Genomic DNA, 2,335 nt, shown 5'->3' with positions numbered 1-2,335 from the left:
CGCCGATCACCTCGGTCCTGCAGATCACGCTCACCCCCGAGGCGGGCGGGGACACGATGTGGAGCAACCAGTACCTGGCGTACGAGGCGCTGTCCGCGCCGATGCGGGAGCTGCTGGAGGGCACGACCGCCTCGCACGTGTTCGCGCACCCGCAGGGCACGTTCCGCAGCGAGGTCGAGCACCCGGTGGTGCGGGTGCACCCGGTGACCGGGCGCAAGAGCCTGTACGTGAACCGGATGTTCACCAAGCGCATCCTGCAGCTGAGCCGGGGCGAGAGCGCGGCGCTGCTGGAGCACCTGTTCGAGGTGTCCGAGAGCCCGCAGCGCACCTGCCGGTACCGCTGGGCGCCGGGCGCGGTGGCGATGTGGGACAACCGGGCCACCCAGCACTACGCGGTCAACGACTACACCGGGCGGCGGGTCGGGCAGCGGGTGACGGTCATGGGCGACGACCCGCGCGGCGCGGAGCCGCGCTGGCCGCACTTCCAGGAGGGCGCGATGGCGGCGACGGTCGTCAAGGACTAGCACGGCCAGGGGCCGACCAGCGCTCGCGGGCGCGGGCAAGCCGAACGGGCCGGGGGATCACGTCCCCCGGCCCGTTCGGCGTCGTCGTTCGCGCGCCGGTCAGTGCGCGCGCGGGCCCAGCAGCACCGGGAACACCCTGGGGCTGTGCACGTGCACGCTGCGCCGGAACGTCAGCGTCGCCGGGTCGGCGGTGGCCCGCAGCTGCGGGAACCGGCGGAACAGCGCGGCCAGCCCCACCTCGGCCTCCAGCCGCACCAGCGCCGCGCCGAGGCAGCGGTGGATGCCGTGCCCGAACGCCACGTGCTTGGCGGTGTTGCGGTCCGGGTCGAACACGTCCGCGTCGGGGAACACGCGCGGGTCGCGGTCGGCCGCCGCCGTGGACAGCATCACCGACTCGCCGCGCGCGATCGGCACTCCCCCGATCTCCATGTCCTCGGTGGCGAAGCGCAGCGAGGCGTTCATGGCGGGCGAGAGCCAGCGCAGCAGCTCCTCCACCATGGCGGGCGCGGCCTTCGGGTCGGTCAGCCGGTGCACGTGCGTGGGGTCGTCGAGCAGCGCGCGCACGCTGTTGGTCAGGAACACCGCGGTGGTCTCGTGCCCGGCCATGAGCAGCAGCATGGCCCTCGCGGTGATCTCCAGGTCGGTCAGCCGGTCGCCCTCGTCGGAGGCGGTGATCAGCGCCGACAGCAGGGCGTCGTCCGGGTCGGCCCGCTTGGCCGCGACCAGGCCGTCCAGGTAGGTGGCCATCTGCGCGGACGCCTCGGCCAGCTCCGGCTCGGGGCACTCGTCGATCAGCACCGTGGACAGCCGGGCGAACTCGTCGCGCTCCAGTTCCGGCACGCCCAGCAGCTCGCAGATCACGATCATCGGCAGGATGATCGCGTAGCGGCCGACCAGGTCGACCGGCTCGTCCTCGGGCAGCCCGTCCAGCAGCTCCTCGGCCAACTGCTCGACCCTGGGGCGCAGCGCGGCGATCCGCCTGGCGGTGAACGCCTGGGTGACCAGGGCGCGCAGCCGGGTGTGCTCCGGCGGGTCGAGCGAGGTGAGCATGTGCGACATGGGCGCGGGCAGTCCGGGCGGGGCGTCGGCGCGCTCGGCCTCGGGCAGCGTGGAGCGCCAGTCCTTGGCCAGCCGCTCGTCCACCAGGCCCGCGCGCACGTCCGCGTAGCGGGTGACCAGCCAGGTGGGGCCCGACTCGAAGTGGGCGACGCGCACGGGCTCGTTCTCCCGCGCCCGCGCGAGCGTCGAGTGCGGGTCGAGCCAGTAGTCGTCGGTGAACGAATCCTGGTGCGTGCTCGTCATCGGTTCTCCTGGGACTGGTGCGGGAACGGCCGGGGTCAGGGCTTGGCGACCGCGTCCCGGTAGCGGCCCAGCGCGCGCAGCGCCATGCCCTGGGCGAACGCGGGGTTGGTGTAGCGGCTGACGTGCCGCACGTACTCGTGGACGATCTCCGACGGCCAGCCGCCGCCGTCCGCGCGGTGGGCGAGCAGCCAGTCGACGCCGGTGCGCAGGCCCCTGGCGTCCGCGCCGGAGGCGAGCAGCGCCGACACCGCCCAGCCGGTCTCCTCGACCGTGCCGGGCGCGCCCGCGCCGTCGCCCCAGGAGCCGTCGTCGAGCCTGGCGCGCTCCAGCCAGGCGACCGCCTTGCGGGCCACCGGGTCGTCGGCGCGGCCGACCCTGGAGAAGGTCTCCAGGACGGCGGCGGTGCCCATGGTGTGCTGGCGGTACCAGACCGACTCGAACGAGCCGTCCGGCAGCTGGGCCTTCCCGAGCCAGGTCAGGGCGCGGCGCACCCTGGGGTCGGTGGCGGG

The 2,335-nt window shown here is 74.3% G+C and carries 2 protein-coding genes and 1 pseudogene; 1 reads left to right on the top strand and 2 read right to left on the bottom strand.

Going from position 1 to position 2,335, the window contains the following annotated elements; translation table 11 throughout:
* A partial coding sequence (locus ACTUAL_RS11920) for a TauD/TfdA dioxygenase family protein (protein ID WP_440900282.1) occupies positions 1-524 on the top strand: 524 nt, incomplete at its 5' end.
* Between the two features lie 99 nt (positions 525-623).
* Here the strand turns inward: ACTUAL_RS11920 and ACTUAL_RS11915 are convergent.
* Together ACTUAL_RS11915 and ACTUAL_RS11910 are read right to left on the bottom strand one after the other, a co-directional pair.
* Complete coding sequence (locus tag ACTUAL_RS11915; protein ID WP_440900281.1) at positions 624-1,826, bottom strand: cytochrome P450 family protein; 1,203 nt, start codon at positions 1,824-1,826, stop codon at positions 624-626.
* A gap of 35 nt (positions 1,827-1,861) precedes the next feature.
* Positions 1,862-2,335 (bottom strand): annotated as a pseudogene (locus ACTUAL_RS11910) (prenyltransferase/squalene oxidase repeat-containing protein); the annotation flags it as partial.

The sequence above is a fragment of the Actinosynnema sp. genome (assembly GCF_052038725.1).
This window is presented reverse-complemented; position numbering and strand designations above follow the sequence as displayed.